Annotated in this window: 19 protein-coding genes; 8 read left to right on the forward strand and 11 right to left on the reverse strand. The window is 49.0% G+C overall.

Annotation, left to right across the window (positions count from 1 at the left end; all coding sequences use genetic code 11):
• The first annotated feature begins 55 nt into the window (after window positions 1–55).
• Together AAHB90_RS06435 and AAHB90_RS06440 are read left to right on the forward strand one after the other, a co-directional pair.
• Complete coding sequence (locus AAHB90_RS06435) at window positions 56–1,252, forward strand: DUF1624 domain-containing protein (protein ID WP_342084116.1); 1,197 nt, start codon at window positions 56–58, stop codon at window positions 1,250–1,252.
• A 27-nt stretch (window positions 1,253–1,279) separates the two neighbouring features.
• A complete protein-coding gene (locus tag AAHB90_RS06440) occupies window positions 1,280–2,710 on the forward strand; it encodes an alpha/beta hydrolase-fold protein (RefSeq protein ID WP_342084117.1) in 1,431 nt (476 codons plus the stop codon).
• A gap of 4 nt (window positions 2,711–2,714) precedes the next feature.
• Here the strand turns inward: AAHB90_RS06440 and AAHB90_RS06445 are convergent, their stop codons facing one another.
• Both AAHB90_RS06445 and AAHB90_RS06450 read right to left on the reverse strand, forming a co-directional pair.
• Window positions 2,715–3,131 carry an LIC_13387 family protein gene (locus AAHB90_RS06445; RefSeq protein WP_342084118.1) on the reverse strand — a complete coding sequence of 139 codons (417 nt, stop codon included), beginning with the start codon at window positions 3,129–3,131 and terminating at the stop codon, window positions 2,715–2,717.
• A gap of 22 nt (window positions 3,132–3,153) precedes the next feature.
• Window positions 3,154–5,259: an alpha-amylase family protein gene (locus AAHB90_RS06450; protein ID WP_342084119.1), complete on the reverse strand. Its 2,106-nt coding sequence runs from the start codon at window positions 5,257–5,259 to the stop codon at window positions 3,154–3,156.
• A 123-nt stretch (window positions 5,260–5,382) separates the two neighbouring features.
• Here AAHB90_RS06450 and AAHB90_RS06455 point away from each other — a divergent pair, with 123 nt between their 5' ends.
• Window positions 5,383–6,513 carry a BamA/TamA family outer membrane protein gene (locus AAHB90_RS06455; RefSeq protein ID WP_342084120.1) on the forward strand — a complete coding sequence of 377 codons (1,131 nt, stop codon included), beginning with the start codon at window positions 5,383–5,385 and terminating at the stop codon, window positions 6,511–6,513.
• Here AAHB90_RS06455 and AAHB90_RS06460 read toward each other — a convergent pair.
• From AAHB90_RS06460 to AAHB90_RS06470, 3 genes are all read right to left on the reverse strand, one after another.
• Window positions 6,510–7,646, reverse strand: coding sequence for an MFS transporter (locus tag AAHB90_RS06460; RefSeq protein WP_342084121.1), 1,137 nt, complete (start codon window positions 7,644–7,646; stop codon window positions 6,510–6,512). The two genes, AAHB90_RS06455 and AAHB90_RS06460, sit on opposite strands and share 4 nt — an antisense overlap.
• Before the next feature lie 143 nt (window positions 7,647–7,789).
• On the reverse strand, window positions 7,790–9,511 hold the full coding sequence (locus AAHB90_RS06465; RefSeq protein WP_342084122.1) for a GMC family oxidoreductase: 1,722 nt from the start codon (window positions 9,509–9,511) through the stop codon (window positions 7,790–7,792).
• Between the two features lie 86 nt (window positions 9,512–9,597).
• On the reverse strand, window positions 9,598–10,128 hold the full coding sequence (locus AAHB90_RS06470) for a gluconate 2-dehydrogenase subunit 3 family protein (RefSeq protein ID WP_342084123.1): 531 nt from the start codon (window positions 10,126–10,128) through the stop codon (window positions 9,598–9,600).
• A gap of 541 nt (window positions 10,129–10,669) precedes the next feature.
• Here AAHB90_RS06470 and AAHB90_RS06475 point away from each other — a divergent pair.
• Entirely contained in the window at window positions 10,670–11,719 is a 1,050-nt protein-coding gene (locus AAHB90_RS06475) for an aldo/keto reductase (RefSeq protein ID WP_342084124.1), read from the forward strand.
• 94 nt (window positions 11,720–11,813) lie between these two features.
• On the opposite strand, the gene AAHB90_RS06480 is transcribed toward AAHB90_RS06475, so the two are convergent.
• Window positions 11,814–12,452 (reverse strand): response regulator transcription factor, encoded by a 639-nt coding sequence (locus AAHB90_RS06480; protein ID WP_342084125.1) that lies wholly within the window; start codon window positions 12,450–12,452, stop codon window positions 11,814–11,816.
• Window positions 12,453–13,125: 673 nt separating this feature from the next.
• On the opposite strand from AAHB90_RS06480, the gene AAHB90_RS06485 reads away from it, so the two are divergent.
• From AAHB90_RS06485 to AAHB90_RS06495, 3 genes are all read left to right on the forward strand, one after another.
• Window positions 13,126–15,123 carry a T9SS type A sorting domain-containing protein gene (locus AAHB90_RS06485; protein WP_342084126.1) on the forward strand — a complete coding sequence of 666 codons (1,998 nt, stop codon included), beginning with the start codon at window positions 13,126–13,128 and terminating at the stop codon, window positions 15,121–15,123.
• Window positions 15,124–15,282: 159 nt separating this feature from the next.
• On the forward strand, window positions 15,283–15,783 hold the full coding sequence (locus AAHB90_RS06490; RefSeq protein ID WP_342084127.1) for a hypothetical protein: 501 nt from the start codon (window positions 15,283–15,285) through the stop codon (window positions 15,781–15,783).
• Window positions 15,784–15,855: 72 nt separating this feature from the next.
• Complete coding sequence (locus AAHB90_RS06495; RefSeq protein WP_342084128.1) at window positions 15,856–16,050, forward strand: hypothetical protein; 195 nt, start codon at window positions 15,856–15,858, stop codon at window positions 16,048–16,050.
• 198 nt (window positions 16,051–16,248) lie between these two features.
• Here AAHB90_RS06495 and AAHB90_RS06500 read toward each other — a convergent pair whose 3' ends face one another.
• Window positions 16,249–16,794 (reverse strand): YfbU family protein, encoded by a 546-nt coding sequence (locus tag AAHB90_RS06500; protein WP_342084129.1) that lies wholly within the window; start codon window positions 16,792–16,794, stop codon window positions 16,249–16,251.
• A gap of 160 nt (window positions 16,795–16,954) precedes the next feature.
• Between AAHB90_RS06500 and AAHB90_RS06505 the strand changes: the two genes are divergently transcribed.
• Window positions 16,955–17,173 (forward strand): hypothetical protein, encoded by a 219-nt coding sequence (locus AAHB90_RS06505; RefSeq protein ID WP_342084130.1) that lies wholly within the window; start codon window positions 16,955–16,957, stop codon window positions 17,171–17,173.
• Here the strand turns inward: AAHB90_RS06505 and AAHB90_RS06510 are convergent.
• The 4 genes from AAHB90_RS06510 to AAHB90_RS06525 form a co-directional block, all read right to left on the reverse strand.
• Window positions 17,167–18,438 (reverse strand): replication-associated recombination protein A, encoded by a 1,272-nt coding sequence (locus AAHB90_RS06510; RefSeq protein WP_342084131.1) that lies wholly within the window; start codon window positions 18,436–18,438, stop codon window positions 17,167–17,169. The genes AAHB90_RS06505 and AAHB90_RS06510 overlap by 7 nt on opposite strands.
• Before the next feature lie 113 nt (window positions 18,439–18,551).
• On the reverse strand, window positions 18,552–19,133 hold the full coding sequence (locus AAHB90_RS06515; RefSeq protein ID WP_015815162.1) for an RNA polymerase sigma factor: 582 nt from the start codon (window positions 19,131–19,133) through the stop codon (window positions 18,552–18,554).
• A gap of 160 nt (window positions 19,134–19,293) precedes the next feature.
• Window positions 19,294–20,922, reverse strand: coding sequence for an adenine deaminase (gene ade, locus AAHB90_RS06520; protein WP_342084132.1), 1,629 nt, complete (start codon window positions 20,920–20,922; stop codon window positions 19,294–19,296).
• Window positions 20,919–21,827, reverse strand: a complete 909-nt coding sequence (locus tag AAHB90_RS06525; protein ID WP_342084133.1) for an AraC family transcriptional regulator — start codon at window positions 21,825–21,827, stop codon at window positions 20,919–20,921. The genes ade and AAHB90_RS06525 overlap by 4 nt, the downstream gene beginning before the upstream one ends.
• Between the last annotated feature and the right edge of the window lie 22 nt (window positions 21,828–21,849).

Here is a 21,849-nt window from a genome sequence, read left to right on the forward strand (position 1 = left end):
TAAATCAGTAATTTATGTGGCTTCTTAGGTCAGTTGTTTTCAACTCTTATCAGTCATGTATACCACTACCAGCTCCCTCACCAGCCGCATCCGGTCGATTGACACCGTACGGGGCCTGATCATCATTATCATGGCCCTCGACCATGTGCGCGATTTTTTTCATATCGCAGGCGCCACCGGTGATCCTACCGACCTGGCTACCACTACCCCTGCATTGTTCCTCACACGCTGGATCACGCATTATTGTGCACCGTCATTCATGATGCTTTCGGGTTTGTCGGCCTATTTGTCGGGAATAAATAAAACGCCCGCAGAGAGATCATCTTTTCTGATCAAGCGCGGATTCTGGCTTATTCTGGTGGAAATGGTGTTTATGACCTTTGCATTCACATTTGATATTTACTACAAAACGCTCTTTTTCGCTGTGTTCTGGGCATTGGGCGGAGCGATGATCGTGTTGGGTATAGCCGTGCGGTTTGCTTCTCCAAAAACCGTCCTGATCCTCGGACTGGCGCTGGTACTGGGCCATAACCTGCTGGACTATGTGCAGTTGCAGGAAAATTCACTGGCAGACATTCTGTTGCGCATATTCTTCACCGGTAGGGGGACGTTCCTGCCACGGCCTGACGGAGGCTCGATCATATTCCTTTACGTGATCTTTCCCTGGGCGGGGATCATGATGTCGGGCTACGGGCTGGGGATGCTGTATAATCGCTACGCAGACCCGGCCAGGCGCAAGAAGTTGCTTTTGCTGATTGGCTCTCTGCTCACAGTGCTTTTTGTCGTTTTAAGATTCATTAACGGCTATGGCGACCCTGTGCCCTGGTCGACACAGGACACCGGTATCAAAACCTTCATGTCTTTCCTGAATGTGACCAAATATCCGCCGTCATTGTTTTTTATCTTCATGACACAGGGCCCGATACTCATTCTGCTGGCCTTTACCGAGCAAACGGATAATGCGTTCAGTCGGATTTGTACGGTTTACGGCAGGGTGCCTTTTTTCTTTTTTCTCGTACATTTTTACCTGATCCATATCATGACTTTGGTCGTCGTGTTCCTCTCGGGGTATTCGTGGCAGCAGGCAACGGACGACAGTCTTTTCTTCAAATTCCGGCCAAACGATTTTGGGTATCCGCTCGGACAAACCTATCTGATCTGGATATTGATTGTGGTGGCGCTTTACTGGCCATGTAAATGGTACGGAGAGTACCGGGCCCGGAATCGGACGTGGTGGCTGAGCTATTTGTAAATGATTTTGATATTTAAATGCACACTTATGAAGCGGTTTCTGTTGTTGCTTTGCCTTTTTGCACCATTTTTCACAACTGCCCAAGGTCAGGAAGAAACATATCCTGTGGATCCCGCCTCGGAGGAGCATGCGGATGTACCAAAGGGAGAAGTATTGAAATTTGTTTTCGATAAATCCAAGATATTCCCGGGTACGTGGCGCGAATACTGGGTGTATATACCCGCGCAATACAAGCCTGATGTGCCTGCGTGCGTGTATGTGAACCAGGACGGTATCCAATGGAAGGCTCCGACGGTATTTGACAACCTTATTCACCAAAAAGAGATGCCTGTCACGATCGGCGTTTTCGTCATGCACGGGCGCGTGAAAGCAGCTGATCCGAATGCGGCAAATGACCGTTTCAACCGCAGTTTTGAATACGACGGTCTGGGGGATGCCTACGCACGGTTTATCCTCGAAGAAATCCTGCCCGAGGTCGAAAAGCAAAAAGCAAGCGACGGTCGCCCGATCCGACTGTCGAAAAACGGCAACGATAGGGCGATTGGCGGTTCGAGTAGCGGGGCGGTATGCGCATTCACCGCAGCATGGGAACGGCCAGATGCATTTTCACGCGTTTTCAGCGCCATAGGAACTTATGTAGGGCTGCGCGGAGCGGATCGTTACCCAACTTTGGTCAGAAAGTATGAGCCTAAACCCATCCGGATTTATATACAGGATGGCGCCAACGATCTGAACATCTACGCAGGCGACTGGTGGATGGCCAATCAAACGATGCTGCGTGCGCTCGAATTTGCCGGTTACGAAGTGATGCACAAATGGGGCGAAGGCGGCCACAACGGGAAGCACGGTTCAGCGCTATTTCCCGAGGCGATGCGTTACCTGTGGAAAGGCTGGCCGGAAAAAGTGAAAGTTGGAGAGTCAAAAAACGCGTTTCTTTCCGCATTACTGATTCCGGGCGAGGAGTGGAAGCAGACCGAGGAAGCATTTCCAATAGCCGGCAAACCGACACCTTCAAGTGCGAGTTCTTTGAAAACGCTTAAAGCCGTGGGTGCGGCGCTTTCACCGGACCAGACGTTGCTTTACACCGTTGATTCAGCGTCACATTGGGTGTATTCCTCTCAGATTCAACCCAATCGAAAACTGGCTTACAGGCAGCGCTTTGGTTGGCTTCACGTATCTGATACTGAAAATAAAGCAGGAGCCTCTGGTATTGTTTGTGACCGTGAGGGCCGGATTTATGTGGCCACAAATATTGGCGTGCAAATCCTTGATCAGACCGGTCGCGTGAATGCAGTATTGCCCCTTCCGACAGGCGCGGCAACCAAAATGGCATTTGGCAAAACCGATTCGGATGTGTTATACGTCAAAATTAATGGCAAAAGCTATTGCCGAAGGCTGAGAACCCGTGGTATAAACGTTGGTGAAGCGCCCAATAAGCCGGGCGCTCCCAGGTTGTAGGCATTTAGCCGTTCAGGAAAATGGCCAGTATGATCAGCAAGCCAGCCACGAGGCTTATTGAGCCGGCAAAAGGAAAGAAATACACGAATTCGATCGCTCCCATAGCCACATAGCCGATCCCGATCGGGGTCAACACTTTTCGCGCTATGTCGTGGTTGCTGTCGCAGTACCTGGCCGCCGACAATATCAGCGCGATCGACATCCCAAATACGACGAACAGGATCAGGCCGTAGCCTTCAAAATAGTCGCCCATACTGCGCATTACCCCCATAAACTCGAACTTTGGACCGGTCATCTGCCGGATTACCTCCTGTTTGACCGGATCGGGCGTTTCTTTCCATGAGAAATGGCCGAAAAAATGACCGATCAGGTGAATGAGGATACAGAGCGCCGCGATGCGCAGTAAGAGTCTGGGTTTCATAGGGAGCAGCGTTTGATTTAGTTTAATATTCCATCACAATGCTTTCGAACTCGGCAAGACGTGCGAGCGCCACACTGATCGTGCCGTCTTGCCAGGTAAAATTCAAAGGTTTGTGATTTGTCAAAGTAAACACTTTTTGCGGTTTTTTCGCCGACCTGATCCTGAATCGCAGACTGTTAACCGACAACGGTTCGAAATAGGTATTACCACTGAAACCAGTCAGGTTGATCAGGTGCAGAATTTGACCGTCGGGAGTATTTTTTGGCCGGTTTTCGAGGGTATTTTTGTTGAATTCCTTTAACACTGTTTCTACCCGGGCGGGAGCATTTGTCTGGAAATTCTGCGCGATTTCGGGTAGCATGTGGTGGATCATATCCAGCAGAAGGTTCTTATGTTGCTGATAGCCGTGCATGTAATAGATCTTTCCCAGGTTGATTGGAAAAAGCGCCGCTTTGCTGTGGGGATGGTTTTTGATCGCCAATGCATAGTATCCCGTAGGATCGTGGCCTCCTATAATCTCGGGCGGTCCGGGGCGACCTTTTGCTAAAACCGGAAGCAATTTTTGATCGGCACCCGACAGATCATAAAGGCCCAGATTGAATTTCCAGAAAAGCATGCTTTGCCCTTTGAAGCTTTTGAAAATGGTCCGGTCATCAGGTACGAGGTAGTTGCCGGCGCCGTCGTTGTCCTTTTTCTCAATCTTAGCGCCAAAAAGTGTGGCTAGTGTTTCGGGCGTATCGAACAATGCCCGGTTGGTCGCAATCAGGTTTGTACCTTGCTGGCAAGCCTCTTTCAGCGCCTTGATCGCTTCCGGTTTCAGGTAGGTGATTTCGGGTAAAATGATCAGCTTATACGCTTTCACTTTTTGTTCAAGATGGGCAATCTGGCCGTCTTCCACGATATCGAATGGGATATGTGCCTCCCGAAGCATCAACTGTATGCCGCGATACTCCTGCATGGGCTCCCCGCTTGGCCAGGCGCCAGGTGCTATGACGGCCACTTTGGCAACCGACTTGTATCTGCCGAAATATGCCTCATTCTTTTTATGAAAGCCGTAAATCTTCTTGAAAACCGGGTAATTGCGCTCGTCCTCATACCCGCGCATATCGCCCATCATACTCATATCCAGACCCGACCCGTTGGCGATATTCTCGTATAGCCTGATCCGTGTCTCCTCGGGTTCCACGGCATTGTACCGCGACTGGAAGGATATCTGCTGAATGCTGGCATTACTGATAACGTGGTCAGGAAATGAATTGACGGCGTTACCGACGTTGTCCGCGGCCGTGTAAGGCCAGTAGGGAAGGGTGGTCATGCTTTGCGACTCGTGCCGGATAATGTCGACAAACTTGTCGGAGTACGTACAGATTGCGATCTGCTCGTTTTTGGATTTGACCAGCTTATGCAGCCGTTCCGACCAATCCTCGACGGTTGCTTTTTTAAATTCAAGGTATTTTTGATAAAGCGGGTCCGACTTATTTTCCTCAGTAGGAAGCGCATTACCGTCACTGAATTCTGCGAAACGCTTTTTGTCATATTCATTCTGATCGATACCGTGGTATTTGCCTTCGTAGGGATTATTGACCTGATAGCCCGGCATGTTCAGGAATATCCCGTCGATGGGGAATGTGCTAATGACCTCTTCGATGATGCTGAATGCTTTTTCCTGCACATAGGGCGCGTTGATCGAGACCACGTACATATCGGTATTGATAATGCGTTCACCCTTTGGGGAAATGTAGCACCAGTCGGGGTGGGCTTTGAAAATGCTTTCGTGCACGCGGCTGAAATCGAAGCGCACAATTACTTTTATTCCTTTTTCGTGGCATTTATGGATTACATCGTCAAGCACGTTATTTTCTTTGAGATAAGGATTCCGGTAATGAAAATCGAGCCTGGTAGGATAGAAAGCCATAATGCCGCCCGCATTGATCAGTAGTGTGTTCGCGGAGCAGTTGACAAGATCGGTTACGATAGAATCCGCGTTGATTGTCGCGGCCTCATAGGCAGGGAGATTCATCTGGATAACTCTCAGGTTGTTCATTTTCCACCAAAGGTCGGCCTTGTTTTGTGCCAGCAGGCAACTTGCATTGAAAAGAAAGTAAAGGAGTAAAGTGCTGTTTTTCATGCGGGGCTAATGGTTTGTGGAAAAAGAGAGGGGTTACACGGCATCTACTGGAAGCCTGCGGACTGATTTTTTTAGATAAACAGCTTCATGTAACTTACTAGTACATTTTAACTCAATAGTGCATTGAATGGACGATATCTTTTCCTGGCGGTCTTCCTTCTGACCGTGCAGGCATCGCGCGTATCCGCACAGGACGGCTGGTTCAAGCGGTTCGTACAAAAAACGATTTCAGATACCACCGGGGAAGGTAAATCCAGTTTTCGGGTATATCCCACATTGGGTTATGCCCCGGAGACCAGCGTCGAATTCGGGCTATCGTCACTTCTTCTTTTCCAGGCCAAAGGCGACACGCTGAATCGGCTGAGCGAGGTAGCGGCATTTACTTTCATTACGCTCGAAGGCCAGTACGGAATATGGCTCGACAATGCGATTTATGGCGACAAAGACAAGTGGTTTTTCCTCGGACGGACGCGTTTTCAGCGCTTTCCTTTACTATATTACGGGATAGGGCACAGCACGCCGGACAAGGAACCGGCGCTGATCGACGCTAATTACCTGCTTTTCCGTCAGCGGGTGCTGCGAAGAATCGTACCAAACTTTTTTATAGGTCCTGAAATCGACTATCAGCAACTGTTCAATGCGCAGTTCAAGCAGCCCGAAGACCATTTCTATGACGAACCGGCGGGAAGCGACGGAACCAGGAATATCGGTTTCGGTGCCGCACTGGTTTATGACAACCGGCACAACGTACTGAATGTCCGAAAGGGGCTCTTCGGAGAACTTTCTTTTTTGAAATACAACCAATCAGCAGGCAGCCATTACAATTTTCAGGGTTTTAACCTGGACGTTCGTAGTTCGCATCCGCTGACCCGGCGCAATGTGCTGGCATGGCAGATTTACGGCAATTTTTTCACGGGTAATGTACCATTCAACCAAATGGCGCTGATGGGCGGGGAGATGATCATGCGGGGCTATTACTACGGGCGTTACCGCGATAAGAATATGCTGGCGACGCAGGTGGAGCATCGCTGGCTGCCATTCGGATTCAGCAAACGTTTTGGCGGGGTGGTATTTGCCGGCGCAGCGGTTGTAGGCCCTAAAATCAGCTCGCTCACACCCGCACGGGCGAGGCTTACCGGCGGCATCGGGTTACGGTATTTGTTGTTTCCCAGAAAGGATATTTATCTTCGGCTCGATGTTGGTTTTACCAAAGAAGGCCCGGGTTTCTACCTGTTTACGGGCGAGGCATTCTAATCGCGGTGCTTGTAGCCGAATGCGACGAAAAACAGCAGCAAACCTACCAGCCCGAGTGCCCAGGACAGTGAGGTAATTTCGGCGATTACACCGATCAGCGCCGGACCGGCAAGCTGGCCGGAATAGCCCAGAATGGTAACCGCCGATAATGCGATGGATGGCGGAACGTTGGGAATGCGTCCGGCCGCGGTGAAGAATATCGGTACCACGTTGGCAGCGCCAAGCCCGACCATGATGAAACCCACCAATGCTGCAATGGCGGAAGGGACCGCGACTGCCACAATAAAACCCGCGCCGGCAAGCATTGTGCCATAAAATACCACTTTGGCAGGCCCTAACCGGTGGATAATGCCGTCACCTGTAAGCCGCATAATAGCCATTGCTACCGAAAATGCCGCATAACCGAGTCCGGAGAATGACGGATCGAAACCGCGTGAAAATTGCAGGAAAACTGCACTCCAATCCAGCAGCGAACCTTCGGCGAGGAAAAGAATAAAGCACATAATGCCCAGCAGTATAACCGGCCCCTTGGGTAGCACGAAGCTGGTGCCATCCATTTTGGCTTCCTCAGCGTGTGGCAGCAGGTATCGCGACTGGGTTACTGTAATAAATACTAGCAGCGCGGAAATCGCCACCGCCGCGTAAGTTGGTGAAAGACCTGCTTTGATTAGAAAACCGAGCCCGATGGAGCCCATCAGCCCGCCCAGACTGAACATTCCGTGGAACGAAGACATAATATGGCTCCCGTACCGTTCCTGCACTACCACGGCCTGCGCATTCATAGACACATCAATGGACCCGATTCCGGCGCCGAATACGAACAATGCGGCTGCAAGCTGGTAAGCAGAGCTGGCAAGCAGCAGCAGCGGCAGAAGAGAGGCAATCACCAGTGCCGACACGATTGCTACTGAGCGACTGCCATACTTATTGATTAGCAGGCCAGTAAGCGGCATGGTAAGGATGGCGCCTGCTCCCAAGGCAAGCAGCACTACGCCAAGGTCGGCGTCGTTAAGGCCGAGCCTGATTTTAGCAAAAGGCACCATTGGCGCCCAACTGGACAGGCCAATGCCACAGACCAGAAATATTAATAGTGTTGCCCGCCTGGCTGCGCTGATCCTTAGTTTCTCTTCCATTAATCTTGCTGTGGATTTTCTACAAAGAAATATGATTTTGCAGAAAATTGCAAAATGTTGCAAAAAATAGCATCCTCTTTTTGCAACTTGTCAGAAGTCTTTAAAAAAAGAGGCCAGGTTTCAACCTGGCCCCGGGCATACCATCAGATGTTTTTCTTTTTTGATTCTTTTACTGCGAAGTCGACGGCCCGTGCCGTAAGCGCCATATAGGTAAGGGACGGGTTCACACATGAGGCTGAGGTCATACACGCACCATCGGTGACGAATACGTTTTTGACCGCGTGGATCTGATTGTTTCCATTCAACACAGACGTTTTAGGATCGCGTCCCATGCGGGCGGTACCCATTTCGTGGATTGCCATACCCAGGTATGAGCCATTGTCGTAAGTGCGGACATTTTTAACGCCCGATTTTTCGAGCATTTCAGCCGCATCATTCATCATATCCTTACGCATTTTCTTTTCGTTTTCCCGAAGGTCTGCGTCGAATACCACTGCGGGGATCCCGTATTTGTCTTTTTTCTCCTTGTTCAGGTACATGCGGTTTTCGTGGTAAGGCAGCGTTTCGCCAAAACCGCCGAAGCCCATTGTCCAGTTGCCAGGCGTTGTCAATTCTTCTTTGAAGTCGGCGCCGAATGCCAGCTCGGCCACATTGCGCTGCCAGCCTTGGCGGCCTCCGCCACCCTGGTAGCCGAATCCACGCAGGTAATCGCGCTTGTCTGAGCCTACATTACGATAGCGCGGTACATATATACCGTTCGCGCGGCGCCCGAAGTAGTATTTGTCAAGGTCGCCCTCCCAGGTACCGCTCGCGCCTGTGCGGAAGTGGTGATCCATCAGGTTGTGGCCCAGCTCACCCGAGTCGTTGCCCATTCCATTCGGGAAACGGTCGGAAGTTGAATTAAGGAGCAGGGCGGTGGATGCCAGTGCGCTGGCACATACAAATATGATATTTGCGAAAAACTCACGCTCCTGCAATGTCACCGCATCAATCACGCGTACGCCGGTAGCACGTCCTCCCTGTTTCTTTCCATCATAAATGATCTCGCGGACAACCGAATCAGGACGGAGCGTCAGCCGGCCGGTCTTCATGGCCGGCGGCAATGTCGATGACTGGGTGCTGAAATAGGCCCCGTACGGGCAACCATAGGAACAGCGGTTACGATATTGGCAGGGGCCGCGTCCACCTTCGATCTGGGCTTTGGTAGCTTCTGAAAGGTTGGCAACGCGTCCGATCGTCATCACACGGCCAGGAAATTCTTTTTCCAGGCGCTTACGCACTTCTTTTTCGACGTGATACATCTCCATCGGGGCAATGAAGTCACTGTCAGGCAGTTGCGGTAGCCCCAGTTTTTCACCGGAAATGCCTACGTGTTTTTCAACATATGAATACCAGGGAGCGACGTCCTTGTAGCGGATCGGCCAGTCGACTGCAATGCCGTCTTTCAGGTTGCCTTCAAAATCCAGGTCGCTCCAACGGTACGACTGCCTTCCCCACATGATGGATTTGCCTCCAACGATATTAGGACGAAACCAGTCGAAGCGTTTTTTTTCCTCATAGGGCTGGTCCATATCGTTCATCCAGTACTTCTCCGTCATTTCGTTGTACGGATAGTCACGCGAGAGGAACGGGTGTGTTTCCTTTTGTTTGACGGTCAACCGACCATTATATTGGGTCTCCCAGGGAGCTTTCAATGCATTCTCGTATCCTGTGACGTGTTCAAGGTTCTTGCCCTTCTCGAGCATGAGCACTTTCAGGCCTTTTTCTGTCAGTTCTTTCGCCGCCCAGCCCCCGGAAACTCCGGAGCCAATCACGATGGCGTCGTAGGTGATGTCTTTTTTTGCGTCAATATTAAGGTTCGCCATTTTTTCTAAATAGAGTTTGGAATGTCAGGAAGTAGCCAACAAGTCATGTGTTGTTAGTGGCTGCTATCCCATTAAATGTTTCCGGATTAAAGCGCCCAGCTTTTCTGGCCTTTGGGCATGGGCCAGCTGCCTTCGAACCGGCCGGGGATCGGCAGGTAGTCGAGTGCCTGGGTTGCCCCGATTTCAGACGTAAAATAGCCTGTGACTGTTAACCCTTTCATTTGCAGGAAAAAAGGCTTGTCGGAAACGGTAGTCTTTTTGATGATGTCGTTCTTCTGGGTGGTATCCAGCGCGGTGAACTCCTTGGAATACGTTTCTTTCGCGAGCGCATCTACTTTGGCAAGGCCATCATAGAATTTTTTCTGGTCCTCGACTACATAGCAGTCGCGCATCACACGAACGATAAACTTTTCGGCCCCGGCAGCTTTGGCGCCCGGTGTGCCGGTAGTGGGAATGATAACATCGGCAACTTCCGAAAGCAGGGCTTCCTGCTGATCGGACACATCCAGGGAGGGGCCGAAATTCAGGCGTTCGCCTGCAATGCCAGCCATTAGCGGCGCCGAAATAGCACCACCAAGCAAGAAGGTTATTCTTTGAACAGCTTCTCTACGGTTCATGGTTAGGTTATTAAGGTCAGGAAATTCAAATAGCTATAAAAAATATCTTTTAAAGATAATTAAGACGGAGGATTTGGCATCAAAACGGGGCCTTTTTTCCGAATATTCACCCAAAAATACCATTTGCACATCAAATTTCGTGAGCTCCGATTCCATGAGTGATATTTGAATCATATTATTGAACTGGGGGCTAGCCGACAGTAATTCAGAGGTTCTGTTGCGAAGTTTGAAGGTTAAGTAATAGAGGAACGTTGAGTAAATAATGCGGATATCTTCCCTGAATTTTCAGGGAGGATATTTTTTTGAGACCCATCTCGAAGTGAAAGTACAATTTCATACTGTATAACTGACCTGACTAGACGAACTGCAGACACCGTGGCAATTTTGGGAGACTGGCGGGTTCCCGGTTATACGGTGGAGGCAAAAGGCCGGATGCGTCCGGCCTTTTTTTGTGTCCTGGCCGTTCGCGAAATGCCCGTTGTGGCTTGATGTTTGATGATTTATCGTTTAATTCGGTCAATTCATCTTAATATTAACGCAAATGGAATACAGACAACTGGGAGGATCGGGCTTGAAGGTACCGGTACTTAGCTTCGGTACCGGCACTTTCGGTGGCACCGGTGACTTCTTCAAGGCCTGGGGCAATACCCAGGTGGATGAGGCAACACGGTTGATAGGGCTGTGCATGGATGCGGGCCTCAATTTCTTTGATACAGCCAACGTCTATTCGCAGGGCCTGTCTGAAGAAATCCTGGGAAAGGCGATTATCGGGCTCCGCGACAAGATCATTCTTTCTACAAAAGCCACTTTCAGGATGGGCGATAAGCCCAATCAGTCCGGCTCCGGTCGTTATCACCTGATCAGGGCTTGTGAGGATAGTTTACGCAGGCTGCAAACGGATTATATCGATGTTTATCATATGCACGGTTTCGACGGCACTACGCCGGTCGAAGAAACCCTGAGCGCGTTGAATGACCTTATCCGGGCTGGAAAAGTGCGGTACATTGCCTGCTCTAATTTTTCGGGCTGGCACCTGATGAAATCGCTTTCGGTTTCAGAGCGGTATGGCTGGGCCAAATACATTGCCCACCAGGCACATTATTCATTGCTTAGCCGGGAGTTTGAATGGGAATTGATGCCGCTTGGCGTCGATCAAAAGGTCGGAACGATTGTGTGGAGCCCGTTGTCGGCGGGACGTTTGGGCGGTAAATACCGAAGAAACCAACCGCTACCGCCCGAGGGGCGTATTGCCCAGGGAGGTGGTGAAGGCCCTGCTATACCTGAGGATTTTTTCTTCAATCTGATCGACGTACTGGATGAAATAGCAGCAGAGACAGAGAAAACCGTTGCACAGGTGGCATTAAACTGGCTTTTGCAACGGCCCACGGTGAGTAACATCGTAATCGGTGCGCGTAATGAGGAGCAATTGAAGCAAAATCTGGGGGCGATAGGCTGGAATCTGACACTGGACCAGGTAAAACGTCTGGATGAGGCGAGTGAAAAGTCGCCTGTTTACCCTTACTGGCACCAGCGGAAGAACACCGCATTGAATCCCCTTCCTGATTTCTATGGCCGGCTTGTCCGTCAATAAACAATAACCGGCGGCCGGGCCTTCGCTTTGCGACCGCCGCGGGCCAGCCTTCGCGGTGCGACCGCCGCGGCCCGGCCAGCGTGGCCCGGCCTTATTATCTGGCTTCCGGGATATAAAGGCCGTGCTGCATGGCATATACGATCAGGTCGGTGGTGCGGCGCACTTTCAGTTTATCCATCACGCTGCGGTGGTAATATTGGACGGTGTGGGCACTCAATTTAAGTTCATAGGCGATCTCCTTGATGGTGTGGCCTCCACAAACCTTTTGCAGTACTTCCTTTTCCCGGGGCGAAAGGTGCATGACCACCTCTTCTTCTGTAAATACACTGTTAATAAGGCTATCCCGGATTGCCCTGCCGATATACTGTTTTCCCAGCCCAACCTGGAAAATAGATTCCTTGAATTCTTCGAAAAGAGTGGATTTGGAAAGAAAGCCATTCGCTCCCCGCCTGATTGTGTGTTTAATGGTGTGTACATCTGTCACCGTCGATAGTACGATCACTTTCATTTCCCGGGGCAGCGTAGAACGGCAGGCATCCAGCAGTTCCAGGCCGTTTAACCCGTTAAGGGTAAGTTCCATAACCAGGATGTCGGGAGGGGTGGCGCTTCTTTCGGTCAGAAAATGCTTGCCATCTGTGTAAGTATCCACGGCATTAACTTCGGGTATAAGCCTTAGAAGGCTTTGGAGGGCATCGGCCAGAAGAAGCTGCTCGTCTATTAAAACTATATTCATAGAAATATTTTTACATTTATACGACTAGTTTGATCCTTCCTGTTTTGTACAATTACACCAATGCACCGCGCTTTGCGATAATGGGTAGCGCCGAAGAATATTCACCTTTGTCGGGTGGAGTTACTTGTCATGCACTAAATACTTGGAAAGCACTGAAATTAACCAGTAAACGTCAGGTGCTTATTATTTTTCGGTTGCTGCGCTGGGTGAATCTACAATAATTATGTGGATAAAATTAATTGTACTACCCTAATTTTTGGGGGGTAAGTTCATACTAATAATATGTGGGTTTATTTTGATGCATTTATAAATACATTTGCAAATAAGTACTATCTATTTTAAGTAAAATAGTATAACTAGTTAATCGACTAGGTTTGACCCACTTTCGTAAATTCATCAACATTTAACCTGATTTGGATAGCAGATAAGAAAAGCTTTACTCATTTCTCTTGATCGGACACTCGATCATTCGCTAAAGACACCTTCACAAGAAAGTTCGTGAGACGCTCCCGCGTATATATGTAGGCGGCGTGTGCAGACGAGGCACCACAAAGGAATCAGTCATATTACCGGTTTTTGGCCGTGTATGTTTTGATTTAACTGCTTGATTGTCTTGAATTTAGGTTCCTTTATTCACATAACGATTTGTTTCTATTCTAAATTTCTATCACTTATGAAAAGTTCTATCGGCCATTTGATCAAGAAATTGGCATCGTCGCGGTTTCGCCGCAACATGGCAGTGGCAACCGTGATTGCCCTGGCGTTTTCACTCAATTCCTTCGCTCAGGAATACGCAACCAGCCAGACTAATTCTACAACAACAGGATCTTTTCTGTTTGTAACAGCATCTGGCTCTGTTACCGGAGCAGCAAATGCACTTAACGCGCCAGACAACACTTATGCTACATTGACTTCCAGGGGTATCGTAGTGTCGGCTGTATCGGTAACGGGTAGTGCGACGCTGAACCTCACCATGCCAACCCCGGTTTCAGCGAATAAAAGAGCTTTTGTAAAAATTCAGGCGCCGACAGTTCAGGGGCTTTCGCTGGATCTTGGAAACCTGGTTAATCTGTTAGGGTTACTTTCGTCTAACACGATTGACGTCACCACCAATGCCGGCACTGCGCAAAGCACGCTTGTGAAAGATGGCGCGAACAATCTTTATATTGCGGTGACATCGTCTGCGGCATTCAGCACAATATCGATCAGACTTGATCTGGCCAATTCAACGGGTTTATTGGGCCTTGCGCTTGGTAGCATCTCTCTGAACGTGGATGGCGTTGTTTCTTATGAAAACGCAGCGCTGAGCGCTTGCGATTTGATTTCGTACTCGTATTCAGGAGTCGATCCAAACGCGACTGGTGTTCTGGGGCTGACATTGACTGACGCTCTGCAAAACCCTCAAAATGCGGTTGACGGCATTATCGACGCGGGCAACTTTTCATTGCTTCAAAATGGCGCTGCTGCCGCTGCTTCCTCTGTTTCGCAGACATTCTACCTGGCCAAAGCATCGGGAGCCGGCAACCAGGTAACGGCAATTATCTCCAGACCCGCGGCACTACTTAATCTGTCCGTACTGAGCAATATTTCGTTCCAGGCATTTCTGGGTAACACTCCGGTTGGAGGAGCGCAATCTCTTTCGGCACTGTTGACACCCGATTTACTCGGCCTTTTCAGCGACGATACGATGACTCCGGTAACATTCACGCCAGGCGGCAGCTTTGACAGGGTTGTAGTCACCTCCTCTACAATCCTCGATGTGAACTTGTTCACAGGTTTGCGTATCCACGAGCTGGCTTCTCGTCCACCGGTAACCTTTACTGGCGGAACAGTATCGCCGGGACGTGTGGGTGATCCGGTCTCGTCAGACCTTTTCAGTGCAGAAACCAACGACATTCCAAGTTTCAGCATCCAGTGTGGTTTGCCTACTGACTACACATATGCATTATACCAGGTATCGTCACCAGGCGGTCGTACGATGGCAGGCACCTTGCCCAGTACCATCACCCTGAATGCGGATGGTACTTTTTCAGGAACCCCTTTGACCGGTCAGGACGGTACCTACACTTTCGACGTACAAGCGACCAACCAGTTTGGGCAAACAGCGATTGCTTCTTTCACCATGTTGGTCGAAAAAGCTCTGCCAGTTACCTTGATAAGCTTCAAAGCTTTCGCCGAAGGCCAAACAGCCGCTTTGTCGTGGTCAACTTCGGAAGAAACAAACAGTGACCGTTTCGATATTGAGCGCAGCCAGAACGGTAAAAACTGGACGAAGATCGGCTCGCTGGCTTCTCACAAGGAGAGCAACGTGAATCAATACTATTCATTTGTGGATGCAGCTCCGCTGAGAGGTGAAAACCTCTACCGTCTGAAAATGGTGGATCTCGACGAAACATTCTCTTACAGCAGCATTGCAAACCTAAACTTCAAAGGCGTTGCACTGGTGTATCCCAACCCTGTAGGCGCTTCACAAAGTCTGACACTTAATGTAGGTGATTGGAGCAAAGTAAGCGTGGTGAAGGTGGTAAATGCGTCAGGTAAAGTAGTTTTCGAAGCTTCCAACGCATTGCTTTCGGGCATCAGCACACGTAATCTTGTCGCAGGCGCGTATGTGGTCCAGGTGACACATACTGACGGCACTGTAAGTTCGCAGAGATTTGTAAGACAGTAGCCCTGTCCACACAATACACGGGCAAACCGCTGACCACAAGTCAGCGGTTTGTTTTTTGTAAGCCGCACTGTAAAAAGGAGCGACCAACTACTTTTTTTAAAACAGCAGAGCGGTATATTTGAGTTTTAAAGTATCCCCGAATACCAACGTTAGTTTTATATGCCCAGCAGAAGAGGTAAAAAGAGCAAGTTCAAAAAGGTCCTTATTCCGGTATTAAAATGGGTCAGTGCGATTATCCCGGTTTGTGCCTTCATTTACATTCTTTACTATTATAAGCAGTTTGATTTCCTGAAAAAGCGGGAGGTGGTGAAAACGGAAACGAAGGTGCTGAGCTCCGGTGACTCTTTGCAGGCAGGAATAGGACGGTCGGATGATGAACTTGCTGCAAAGATACACGTTACCACTAACGAGTGGCATCCGGTGGGAGGGTTGGCCATTCACAATTTGGAAATCGAGAACACCTCGGCCTCGCTCGTAAAAAGTGTGGAAGTGGAGTTCAAATACCTCAATGACGTACAGGCGGTGCTCACCTCCAAGATCGTTACCATCAAAACGCCGCTTCCCGCTAAAAAAACCACCAAAGTTTCAGGACTGAGTGTGGGTTACGTCAACAACGCGGTGGTGGGATGTGATGTGAGAGTGCTTAGTGCAAAAAAATAGGATTGTGGAAATTGTACCGGGCTGGTACGATTATTTAAGAATATCCGCCAAACCTGACTAACAGCGGATACCATGGCACAATTACTTCAAAATCTCTACAACATCGCTCCCGTCCTGGCTACCATTGCCCTGTTCGGCGCGGCGGTCGGTGGGTTCTGGCTGATTCTGGACCTGAAAAAGAGGAGCGCTTATACCCGCTATTCGCTCAGCGACCGTTTGTTTCTTAAACGCAACGCTAACAGACTTAGAAAAATACAGCTGCATTAACGTAGGGCATAAAAAAACATCCCAATTACAAGGTAACCGGGATGTCTGATTTTACTCAACGTTATTGAAAACCTTTTCACGGGTTTTCGATACAAACTTAATGATTTCTTTATTCAAAACATTGTTTTTTGTTTAGGAAATAATATTTTTTGTAGCCGTTCGGCACTATGTTTTTACTATTCGGCAAGCGGTTACGTATTATAGCTGAGTGTCAAGCACTATGGTCTTCACCTCGTCGATAAACTTTTGCAAATCCTGGGCGGAATATTGCTGCTTTTTCGCCTTTTCGTAGCCAAAATACACGGCAAGCATTCGATTGTATTTAATCAGCGAGCCGCTTTTGTGCGACTTCAATTCGCGCCCTTTATAATCACCGTGCTCGTCCATCCGGTCTACCAGGTAGGACATCATATAATAATGCATGCCGCTATCCTGATCGAATCCTTCAAATTCCAACGAAGCCAGGTCAAGTAACTCTTTATCTGATTCGGGTAGCAACCGAATGGAATCGTTGATTCGGCTGTACATCTTCATGATATCGGAAATTTCATTATAGACGCTCAGCGGCACTTCTTCATACAAGTTGTTGAATACTTTGGGATAAAGGCCAGTGTAACCTTTTTCCAGTATTTCAATCCGTTTTTCACAAAGTTCACGTTCTTTTTCATCACCGATGATGGAGAGGATTCTGCTCTGGTTGATCAGCAGTTGTCTGTCAATAAGGGAAATGCTTTCGGGAATCATATCAGGCTGGTTCGACTTTTTCGGCAAGTTAATCGTATTAGGTACATTTTGCACCGGCTTTTCTTGCAATGTTCGGGAAAGTTTGCTCTTTTACAATCGTATTGTTGAACAATCGCCGGATCGCCCGGCCACCGGCCAATACGTTTTTATGACTCAACCTATGGAACAATTACACACTGACTCAACCAGTCCCGACAACGATCGTACCCCAGGCGAAGAGTCTCTTTCCGACTATGTAAAACGGATGGAGACTTCTGGGAACCTCAAAAAGCTCGCTCAGAAGTTGAAAGCTGACCTGAAAGATCCGGCTGTGGAAAATATGCCTGATTTATCCTTTGAGAAGTTCGAAGAAAAGCGCACGCAGCAGGACGGTCAGTAGCCGTACCACTCGCCCCACCATTGTTGTAATTTTCTCCGGATCTCCTCTTCACGCGCATTCCTGCCGGGTTCGAAGAACCTGGTGCCTTTCAACTCGTCGGGGAGGAAATCCTGCTTTGCAAAATTTCCCTCAAAATCGTGTGAATACTTATAATCTTTTCCGTAACCGATCTGCTTCATCAGCTTCGTAGGCGCATTACGCAGGTGTAGCGGCACGGGCAGGTGCGCAGTGCGCGTGGCTGCCTCGATCGCATCGCCGATGGCCATGTAACTTGCATTACTTTTAGGCGAAGTGGCCAGATAGACGGCCGTTTGCGACAGAATAATACGGCATTCGGGATACCCGATTACATTCACCGCCTGCATGCAGGCATTTGCCATAATCATAGCGGTCGGGTTGGCATTGCCGATGTCCTCGGAGGCCATGATCAGCATCCTGCGGGCAATGAACGACGGATCTTCACCCGCTACGATCATCCTTGCCATCCAGTACACCGCTCCGTTGGGGTCGCTGCCGCGGAGCGATTTGATGAATGCGGAAATAATATCGTAATGCTGCTCACCTGATTTGTCGTACCGCGCAATATTCTGCTGCGCCACTTCGGTGACCCATTCATCGGTGATTTCAATCTTTTTAGCGTCGCCTTTGCCCAATACTACCAGTTCCAGCAGGTTCAGCAATTTACGGCCATCCCCACCCGAAAGGCGCATTAGCGCATCATAAGAAGCGAATTTGATATTCTTTTCTTTCAGCCAAGGGTCTTTCTCCAACGCGCGGGCAATGAGGTCTTTCAGCTCTTTTTCGCCGAATGCTTCCAGAATGTAAACCTGGCAGCGCGAAAGCAATGCGGAATTGATTTCAAACGACGGATTTTCAGTCGTAGCGCCAATGAGTGTAACCTGCCCCTTTTCAACAGCTCCGAGCAATGCGTCCTGCTGGCTTTTGTTGTAGCGGTGTATTTCGTCGATAAAAAGGATCGCGGGGAACAGGCCTGAGGGCCGGGCAAGCACTTCGCGCAAATCCTTTACGCCCGAACTGATGGCGCTGAGATTGTAGAATTGCCGTTTTGTCGTTTCAGCGATGAGCAGTGCGAGGGTAGTTTTCCCCACGCCGGGTGGCCCCCAGAAAATCATGGAGGGAATTGTATTCTGTAAGATAGCGCGCCTTAACGGTCCTTTGGGGCCGAGTAGTTTTTCCTGTCCCACAAAATCGTCGAGCGTCCGCGGGCGGAGGCGTTCGGCCAGGGGCGTAGTAGTCATGTTCATGGGTGAAGTGTCCGAATTTAGCTTGTCAATGTAAGATTAATCTAACACAAAAAAAGCGTGGCAGAGTTCGCCACGCTTTCAAAGGTATATTTAAACGTTTAAACAGACGGCTATTAAAAAGTCAGTCTGTCGAGTGTCATTTGCTTTTTCAGGTTACCCAATGCGCCGAAAACCAGGTTGTAAACTGATTGTATATTTATTTTCATTAAATCTGCAATCTCGTGGTTGTTGAGGTTCATGTAGAATTTGAGGAAGATCGCCTCACGTTGCCGGCGTGGTAGGCCGTTGATAGCTACATTCAGGTGCTGATTGGTCGATTCGAACTCCTCTTCCGAAATGAGGTGATTCTCATGGGAAGGGGTGTTGATATGCCAGTATTCAACCGGGATATCTTCGTTGCTAGTGTGCTTTTGTTGTGCATTCAAATGGCGGACCAATTTCCGTTTGATGGAGGCCATTAGGTAAAAGCGGACCGAGGTAGTGTCACCGAGCGTCATGCGGTTTCTCCATAATTCTACAAACAAATCGTGGATACAATCCTTGATAAGAGGCTTGTCGATCGTGAATTGCGAACAGTACTGGTAAAGAATGTGAACGTAAGAGCGGTAGAGGCATGCGTAGGCATTTTCATCGCCTTTTCTGAACTGATCCCAAAAGCATAGTTCTTCTTCTTGCTTGTAGCGTAGGTGAGCCATTGTTTGGAAAGGATTTTGAATTGGGGTTAGGAATGATTGTGAATAATGTCATTATTACACTTGTAAATATATTTATAAAAAAACATAATTTAAAAATATTTTCATCATAAAATTATATTTCAAAGGTTAATGATACTATTTCCTGTAAATCAGTGCTTTTTTATAAACCTGGCACGGTAAACTTGAAATTTTTCCCGTCAAAAAGTCCCTTATCGCTCAATTTTAACGAAGGTATCACCAGTAACGCCATGAACGACAGTGACATAAACGGAGATTTTAAGGTCGATCCTAGCACTTCTTTCACAAAACGGTCGATCTTCGTGTAACTTTCAGCCACTTCATAACCGTCATGGTCGGTCATTAGTCCGGCGATCGGGAGTTCCAGCAAGTGTTCCTTTTGGGCACCTACGGCCGATACACCGCCCTTTGCCCCAATGATCAGGTTCACAGCGCGTGCAATGCTTTCATCATCACAGCCTATACCTATAATATTATGTGAATCATGTGCGACCGACGATGCCAATGCGCCTTGCCTCAAACCAAAATTGCGGATGAATGCAACGGCCACGGGCGCGGGCGAGTAGCGGTTCACGACTACTATCTTTAGTACGTCCTTTTCTAGGTCGGAGACTATCGCGCCATCGATGATTTTTGCCTCCGTTATCCACTCATTTGTAACCAATTGACCATCCAAAGCCTCGATCACCCTGATCCTTGTTTCAGAATTTTTTACGGGATATTTAAAATCCGCCGCCGTTTTCAGATGGCATTCGAAATGGTTAGGATGTGCGCAGCGCAGATCGGGTATCAAGGACCTGCCTTGTTTGGCAACCCGCGCGCCATCGATCCAGGTTTCGAGGATATTGAATGTGCTGATGTTGTCAATCACAATAAAATCAGCGGCATCGCCTTCCCGCAGCAGTCCCACATTCAAACTGTAATGTACTGCGGGGTTAATGCAAGCGGCTTGGAGTACATTCCAAAGGTCGTAACCCAGCGCCAGTGCACGTTTGACAAGTACATTAATATGCCCTTCGACGAGGTTATCCGGATGCTTGTCGTCAGAACAGAACATGATACGGTCAGGAAACTCGGCGATCAGCGGGATCAGCGCGTCGAAATTACGCGCAGCACTACCTTCACGAATCAGTATTTTGACGCCGTAACCGATCTTCTCGCGGGCTTCGGCATAGATGAAGCATTCGTGATCAGTGCTGATGCCATAACTGGCATATTGCCTGGCCGCCTCGCCGCGCAGGCCCGGCGCATGGCCGTCTATTACCTTATTGTAATGTTTAGCCCAATTGATCTTGGCCATCATGTCGGGATCTTCATTCAAAACCCCTGGAAAATTCATTACCTCCGCCAGATAACCAATATCGTCGCTTGCCAGGAGCTCGCCAACTTGCGCCGCATTTACTTCCGCACCGGCCGTTTCAAAAGCCGTCGCGGGCACACACGAGGGGGCGCCGAAGCAGAATTTGAAAGGTACCCGCTTGCCGTCCCCGACCATGAAATGCACACCATCCACACCCAGCACGTTGGCGATTTCGTGAGGGTCGGACACCGTCGCGATCGTCCCATGTACAACCGCCAGCCGGGCAAACTGTGTCGGTGTAAGCATTGAGCTCTCTACGTGCACATGAGAGTCGATGAAGCCGGGTAATACATAAGGTAGTTCATGATTCTCCGGGCCTGTAATTTCGATTTTCGAGATATGCTTGTCTGCGATGTGAATCTCGGCTTGCTGGATCGTCTTATCGAGTATGTTAATCAGATTAGCTTTCATATAGCTGTGTTAAAGGTTGGCAAATGGCCTGAAATAGGGATTTTCCGGAATTCCTTCTGGTATTGCATCGGACTTTTGCCGGTGTGGAGTTTGAAGTATTTATTGAAGTTGGCAAAATTGTTGAAGCCGCTTTCAAAGCAAACCTGGGCGACGGGAATACGGCTCTCAGAAAGCAGCTTGCAGGCATGTCCTATGCGAAGTTCGAGCAGAAACTGCGAATAGGTTTTGCGGCTGCGGCTTTTGAAATACCTGCAAAACGAATGCGGGCTGATATTGGCTACTTCGGCGATTTCCTCGATTGAGATCTTCTTCTGGAAGTTGGAGATCGAGTATTGATAAATATGGTTGATACGGTCGGTGTCATACTGGTCGTACTCGTTCTGGTACTGTGTATTGGAAAGCACGTTGATCTCCTCGCAGTGAGCGAGCGTTTCCAGTATTTGCATCAGCGAGATGATCGGGTTCCCGTTGGTCTGGTTAAGAAGGTCGTGCAAAAGCGTTTTCACTTTATCGGTGCCTTCCCCGAGTATCTTCATCCCAAGCCGGGCTTTCACGAGCAAATCGTGGATCGACTTGTTTTCAGGCAGCCCCAGGAAGTTTTTACCGAAAATATCTTCCGAAAAATGGACGACAGTGGCCTGTGCATAAAGCTGGCTGCCCCTTTGGAAGTACTTTTCGTCGCAACGCCAGTAATGTGGCAGGTTAGGGCCGATCAGCAGCAGATCGCCGCTCTGGAAGCTGCGGATATTGTCGCCCACGAACTGCGTACCAGAGCCTTGCTCTATGTGAATGAGCTCTAATTCAGGATGGTAATGCCAGCGGTTATAGAAATAAAGGACCACATCGCGCCGGATACTGAATGATTTTTGTAAGCCCTTCGGGACTTTAAGTAGCTGCGGTTTCACAAATAATTACATGATTAAAACC

Source organism: Dyadobacter sp. OTU695 (assembly GCF_038440355.1).
Taxonomy (GTDB): domain Bacteria; phylum Bacteroidota; class Bacteroidia; order Cytophagales; family Spirosomataceae; genus Dyadobacter.

Coding starts and splice junctions, on each gene's coding strand:
- AAHB90_RS06515 (WP_015815162.1), bottom strand. CDS start 19,133: ATGGCTCACCTACGCTACAAGCAAGAAGAAGAACTATGCTTTTGGGAT.
- AAHB90_RS06470 (WP_342084123.1), bottom strand. CDS start 10,128: ATGAACCGTAGAGAAGCTGTTCAAAGAATAACCTTCTTGCTTGGTGGT.
- AAHB90_RS06435 (WP_342084116.1), top strand. CDS start 56: ATGTATACCACTACCAGCTCCCTCACCAGCCGCATCCGGTCGATTGAC.
- AAHB90_RS06500 (WP_342084129.1), bottom strand. CDS start 16,794: ATGATTCCCGAAAGCATTTCCCTTATTGACAGACAACTGCTGATCAAC.
- AAHB90_RS06460 (WP_342084121.1), bottom strand. CDS start 7,646: ATGGAAGAGAAACTAAGGATCAGCGCAGCCAGGCGGGCAACACTATTA.
- AAHB90_RS06450 (WP_342084119.1), bottom strand. CDS start 5,259: ATGAAAAACAGCACTTTACTCCTTTACTTTCTTTTCAATGCAAGTTGC.
- AAHB90_RS06510 (WP_342084131.1), bottom strand. CDS start 18,438: ATGAACATGACTACTACGCCCCTGGCCGAACGCCTCCGCCCGCGGACG.
- ade (WP_342084132.1), bottom strand. CDS start 20,922: ATGAAAGCTAATCTGATTAACATACTCGATAAGACGATCCAGCAAGCC.
- AAHB90_RS06475 (WP_342084124.1), top strand. CDS start 10,670: ATGGAATACAGACAACTGGGAGGATCGGGCTTGAAGGTACCGGTACTT.
- AAHB90_RS06445 (WP_342084118.1), bottom strand. CDS start 3,131: ATGAAACCCAGACTCTTACTGCGCATCGCGGCGCTCTGTATCCTCATT.
- AAHB90_RS06495 (WP_342084128.1), top strand. CDS start 15,856: ATGGCACAATTACTTCAAAATCTCTACAACATCGCTCCCGTCCTGGCT.
- AAHB90_RS06490 (WP_342084127.1), top strand. CDS start 15,283: ATGCCCAGCAGAAGAGGTAAAAAGAGCAAGTTCAAAAAGGTCCTTATT.
- AAHB90_RS06505 (WP_342084130.1), top strand. CDS start 16,955: ATGGAACAATTACACACTGACTCAACCAGTCCCGACAACGATCGTACC.
- AAHB90_RS06465 (WP_342084122.1), bottom strand. CDS start 9,511: ATGGCGAACCTTAATATTGACGCAAAAAAAGACATCACCTACGACGCC.
- AAHB90_RS06480 (WP_342084125.1), bottom strand. CDS start 12,452: ATGAATATAGTTTTAATAGACGAGCAGCTTCTTCTGGCCGATGCCCTC.
- AAHB90_RS06485 (WP_342084126.1), top strand. CDS start 13,126: ATGAAAAGTTCTATCGGCCATTTGATCAAGAAATTGGCATCGTCGCGG.
- AAHB90_RS06440 (WP_342084117.1), top strand. CDS start 1,280: ATGAAGCGGTTTCTGTTGTTGCTTTGCCTTTTTGCACCATTTTTCACA.